At 38.3% G+C, this 5,286-nt stretch carries 4 protein-coding genes and 1 pseudogene; all 5 read left to right on the top strand.

Going from position 1 to position 5,286, the window contains the following annotated elements; translation table 11 throughout:
- Positions 1 to 625 precede the first annotated feature (625 nt).
- The 5 genes and pseudogenes from AC52RT_RS06290 (at position 626) to AC52RT_RS06270 (ending at position 5,283) form a co-directional block, all read left to right on the top strand.
- Positions 626 to 2,131 (top strand): malate:quinone oxidoreductase, encoded by a 1,506-nt coding sequence (locus AC52RT_RS06290; RefSeq protein WP_495539956.1) that lies wholly within the window; start codon positions 626 to 628, stop codon positions 2,129 to 2,131.
- Positions 2,132 to 2,364: 233 nt separating this feature from the next.
- The gene (locus AC52RT_RS06285; protein WP_495539955.1) at positions 2,365 to 3,825 is read left to right on the top strand and encodes an MFS transporter; all 1,461 of its coding nucleotides are present in this window, start codon (positions 2,365 to 2,367) and stop codon (positions 3,823 to 3,825) included.
- Positions 3,826 to 3,912: 87 nt separating this feature from the next.
- Positions 3,913 to 4,308, top strand: coding sequence for a large-conductance mechanosensitive channel protein MscL (gene mscL / locus AC52RT_RS06280; protein WP_495539954.1), 396 nt, complete (start codon positions 3,913 to 3,915; stop codon positions 4,306 to 4,308).
- 144 nt (positions 4,309 to 4,452) lie between these two features.
- Positions 4,453 to 4,739, top strand: a pseudogene (locus AC52RT_RS06275) (SDR family oxidoreductase); the annotation flags it as partial.
- Between the two features lie 115 nt (positions 4,740 to 4,854).
- Positions 4,855 to 5,283 carry a DinB family protein gene (locus tag AC52RT_RS06270; protein WP_495539953.1) on the top strand — a complete coding sequence of 143 codons (429 nt, stop codon included), beginning with the start codon at positions 4,855 to 4,857 and terminating at the stop codon, positions 5,281 to 5,283.
- Positions 5,284 to 5,286: the final 3 nt, after the last annotated feature.

The following is a 5,286-nucleotide window of genomic DNA, read 5'->3' as shown; positions in this document are numbered from 1 at the left end:
TTGGAGACTAGCATGTTTTCTTAAATAGAGATCTCCTAAGATGTAAGGGTTAAAAGAAGGCGCCCAATTTTCAAAAACCCCTAAGAGTCAGCATGTTTTTGAAAATTTTGACTATCCTTGAACATTTTTTTAGATATATAGAGACAAATTCTTCTTTGTTAATCGCTAAAATTTGTCTGACTGAGTTCACAAAATATTTAACTATTTAATAAAGTAGTATATAATAGATCGAGAGAATATTTGGGATAAGCAAAACAATAACGGGATGGCATTAATGTTCGAACTGTTATTGTGATATATTTAAAAAGAAACGCAAGCGTTTTCATATTTGTAAAATAAACGATAATTGTTTATTTAAGAATAGCAGCCGTAGTTTATAAAACAGATGAAGGGTATATTTTTTTGTGTGTTTCTGGGTTTAAGTTGTTAGATTTCTCACTTTTTACTAATTTTTTGCTGAAATGTGACAAATTTTTAACAATAGATATTTTAATATATAAATAATTATGATAATTTATAATTGATACAGAAAAGATGTGTACGAAGGTTGCGCCTTTGTTTTTGTGACACCTAAGCAGGAGCGCCTGCATCTCTTTTGCAAATATAGGAGATAAGGAAGGTTATAATGAGCAGCATACAGAAAAAAACAGACGTTATTTTAATTGGTGCTGGAGTCATGAGTGCGACTTTGGGATCATTATTGAAGGAATTAGCACCGGATTGGGAAATAACAGTGTTTGAGAAGCTCGCAAAGGCTGGGGAGGAAAGTTCTAACGAATGGAATAATGCTGGAACAGGGCATTCTGCACTGTGCGAGCTGAACTACACAGTTGAAAAACCGGACGGATCTTTAGATATTAGCAAAGCGATTAAAGTGAATGAACATTTTCAGCTTTCAAGACAGTATTGGTCGTATCTTGTAAACAGCAAGTTAATCCGCAATCCGCAGGATTTTATCATGCCGCTGCCTCATACAAGCATGGTCCAAGGCGAAAAAGATATATCATTTTTGAAAAAAAGATTTGAAGCGCTCTCAAACAATCCGCTGTTTCAAGGAATGGAATATTCGGATGATCCTGAAAAGCTGAAGGAATGGATTCCTCTTATCATGGAAGGGCGTACATCGAATGAACCGATAGCAGCGACAAAAATTGACTCTGGCACGGATGTTAATTTTGGTGCGTTAACACGCTTGGTATTCGACCACTTAAAGAATAACGACGTTAATATAAACTATAAACATAGTGTGGATGGGATTAAACGCACCAGCGAAGGCTTATGGGAATTAAAAGTACGTGATATGGAAAAAGGAACAACTGAATATCATACGGCTAAATTCGTCTTTATCGGCGGCGGGGGTGGAAGCCTGCATTTACTTCAAAAATCCGGTATCCCTGAAGGAAAAAGGATTGGTGGTTTCCCTGTAAGCGGGCTATTTATGGTTTGTAAAAATCCTGAAGTGATTGCACAGCATCATGCTAAAGTATATGGTAAGGCAAAAGTAGGCGCTCCACCAATGTCTGTTCCGCATCTTGACACAAGATATATAGACAATAAAAAATCACTGCTGTTTGGACCCTTTGCTGGATTCTCACCTAAGTTCTTGAAAACAGGTTCGATGTTTGATTTACTCAGTTCTGTAAAACCTAATAATGTCGTTACCATGCTGGCGGCAGGTGTAAAAGAATTATCACTGACCAAATACTTAATTGAACAAGTAATGCTTTCGAATGAAAAGCGCATGGAAGAGTTACGGGAATTCATTCCTAATGCTAAGAGTGAGGATTGGGATGTCGTAGTAGCAGGACAACGTGTGCAAGTAATTAAAGATACTGAGGCTAACGGTAAAGGAACACTTCAATTTGGAACAGAAGTGGTTACTGCCGCAGATGGCTCGATAGCTGCATTGCTAGGTGCGTCTCCAGGTGCATCTACTGCCGTGCACGTTATGCTTGAAATCATTACTCGATGTTTCCCTGAACAAATTAAAGAATGGGAACCGAAAATCAAAGAAATGATCCCTTCTTATGGGTTGTCGTTAATGGAAAACCCAGAGCTTTTCCAACAAATTCATGCGTCAACAGCAAGGTCACTGCGCCTAAACGAAAGTTCGCCGGAACGCGTTCATTAAATTATTTTAAACAAAAAGAACCTTCGATCTAAGGATTGAAGGTTCTTTTTAATATTAGGGCCCAGAGGATACCGAACCTTTACAACAGAGAAAGGATTTCTCACAGTTTGTCTATAATTGATTATAAATTAAGAGATGAGAACAGGTAAAATGAAAGGAAAGGATGTTGCTAGTTTGAGGACTATTAATCCAAGGGTATTCAGAAATATACTATAGAATAAAGGAGTACTAGAATGCGTTCACCAATCAATTATTTACGTCTGGCAGGAATAGTAGATGGAATCTCTTTATTGACCTTATTATTCATCGCCATGCCTTTAAAATATTTTGCTGATTTTCCCCTTGCTGTCACTATTAACGGCAGTATACACGGGGGGATTTTCGTGTTATACATCGTTACTATAATATATGCAGCACTTCGTATTCAATGGTCCATTGGCTGGTCAATTACAGCCTTGCTTGCAGCATTTATACCATTTGGGAATTTTATATTTGATTACTATTTAAAAAAAGTGCAGCATCGTTATACGGTGAAGCCATTTAAGATGTCATGGATCGTCTATTGTATTATTTTCTTCTCATTTATTGATCTATTTGTGCAACTTCCGGTTATGAGTACATTTGCGACATCTGTTGGAGCAAGTACAGTTATCGCTGGAATTGTAGTCGGCTTGTATTCATTTACGAATTCCTTTGGGAATGTTGCTTCAGGTATGTTAACGGATAAGGTTGGTCCATTGAAAATTATGTTAGTTGGATTAGGTACAACAAGTGCGGCGCTTTTTGCGTACCAACTGGTTGATGATTCCTTAACTTTACTGGTCGTACGTTCATTACATGGCTTTTTTAGTGGATTAATTGTACCAGCAGCATTTACGTTATTGGCTAATACAACCGCAAACAATGAGCAGGGCAGTAAAAGTGCGATAACGGGTTCAATTGTTGGGATTGCTGCGATTGTGGGTCCGGCATTCGGTGGAATAATGGCGAGCAAAACCTCAGTTCCGAATGTATTTGCATTTGTGGGAATCCTAGGGAGTCTTTTAATCGTTGGTGCCGCCTTTTTAAGGCATCTAAATAAGAGTAAGGAAAAAAGTAATGAGCGTCGTACGTCATTTAGCTGGAACTCTGGTGTGCAAAAAGCATTTATGGGTGCCTTCTTCCTAATGTTCTCTCAAGGTGTGCTAGCTTATCTGCTGCCGTTGTATGTGGAATCCCTTGGGTTTAGTTCACGTATGTCAGGAACCCTGTTGAGTATGTTTGGGATTGTAGCGGTACTGGTCTTTATTTTACCGACCAATCGTGTGTTTGACCGTGTGGCTCCAGTGCATACCTTAATGATTGGGGTTGGGATATTAGCTATATGTCAATTGTTAATCGGCCAAATGACGACCACGATTACGTTATACAGCGTGATGGCACTCTACGGAGTAGGATTCGCCTTTTTATTTCCGTCCATTAATACACTGTTGATTCAATCAATAAAACCAGAACTGCGCGGACAGGCTTATGGTTATTTTTACGCATTTTTCTCCATAGGTGTGGTTGTTGGATCATCCGTACTGGGTCTGCTGCCACTGGGTATTAAGGGAGGCTTTTTACTTGCCGGTACGGTACTTGCACTGTTTTTTGTTTTCGTCTTAATCGATATACGAAAAAAAGAAACGGTACAGCATTCTGAATTAGGCAGGTAGAAAAAACAGAGCCTGCATCCCCTGTTCAAATTTATCTAGCTATCTGATAAGCTAATAGTAAATAGTGAATAGAAGGGTGTAGGTGTCATGATAAAAGAATTCAAGGCTTTTATATCTAAAGGAAATGTTCTCGACCTTGCTATCGCTGTAGTGATGGGCGCTGCTTTTGGTAAAATCGTTTCATCACTCGTAGAAAATATTATTACCCCGATAGTTGGTATTTTACTAGGTGGAGTGAATTTTTCGGCGTTGTCCTATCCTGTAGGAGAAGCAAGTATTCGATATGGATCATTTATTCAAGCGATAATCGATTTCCTCATTATCTCATTTGCGATTTTCATATTTATGAAGATAGCCAATTCTCTCTTTAGAAAAAAAGAAGAAGTCAAAGAAGTAGTCGTAGAAGTACCTGCCACCGAGCAATATTTAAAAGAAATTCGTGATCTTCTGCAGCAAAATGCACGACAGGATGAAAGACAATAGGAAAAAGAGGTCCGGTGCTTTCGTTTTTTTATAGGAAATCATAGTGAATAAATGTAGGAGATAGGCTGCAAACTTGCGGCCTTTTAGTTGTGTTTGCACATTCATTTGAAAAACTCTTTACGCCTATGAAATTGATGGAGATTAGCCACAAAAGGCGCCATCGTCGGGTTTACGCGAAGCCTAGCCCAGAACTTGGCGGAAAAAGGAATCCGGGTCAATCTGGTTGCACGAGGACCAATCTGGACACCGCTAATTCCGGCTACATTCAATGAAAAACAGGTAGCGGAATTTGGCAGTAATGAACCACTAGGACGCCCGGGGCAGCCGGCCGATCATGCTGGAGCTTATGTATTGCTGGCATCTGATGAAAGAGTGCATATATTACGGGACGATGCATTCATATTAATGGCGGAATTACAATGTCTTCGTAAATGATTAAAATACCCGCAGCCTGTTTTTTTTTATAAATACAAGAACATACGTTTTGTTAAAATCTGGATTTATGTTATGTTATGTGTAGTGATGATAGAAATGAGGGGACAGGAAATGAATGAGATTAGGAATCTAAGTAACTATTCATCTTGGTTAAACACACTAGTAGATTTGGATGAAACATTATGGTCTAAACCGATATCCAAAGGTAAATGGTCTATTAGTGAAATAATAGCTCATATTACTGCTTGGGATCATCATCTATTGTCCGAAGTTATTCCATCTGTAAGGCAGGAAAAGGGAATGAAGTTTCCTCGTTTTGAACCCTTTAATAAAAATGCATCTGATTATGCAAAATCCGGCATATCACAGTCAACGCTGCTTATGGAAGCAAAAGATACTAGGGAACTGCTAGTGAAAGAACTGAATGAAATACCTGCAGAAAAGTTAAACGACAAAGCTATATTTCTTAAGGAAATGAATAATTTGTTCTTTATGATGATGATCGTGGTCTGTAAATTCTTTGATAATGTATTTAAGTGAATA

Source organism: Peribacillus sp., assembly GCF_059453735.1.
Note: the sequence above shows the minus strand (reverse complement) of the source record. Positions and strands in the feature narration are given on the sequence as shown.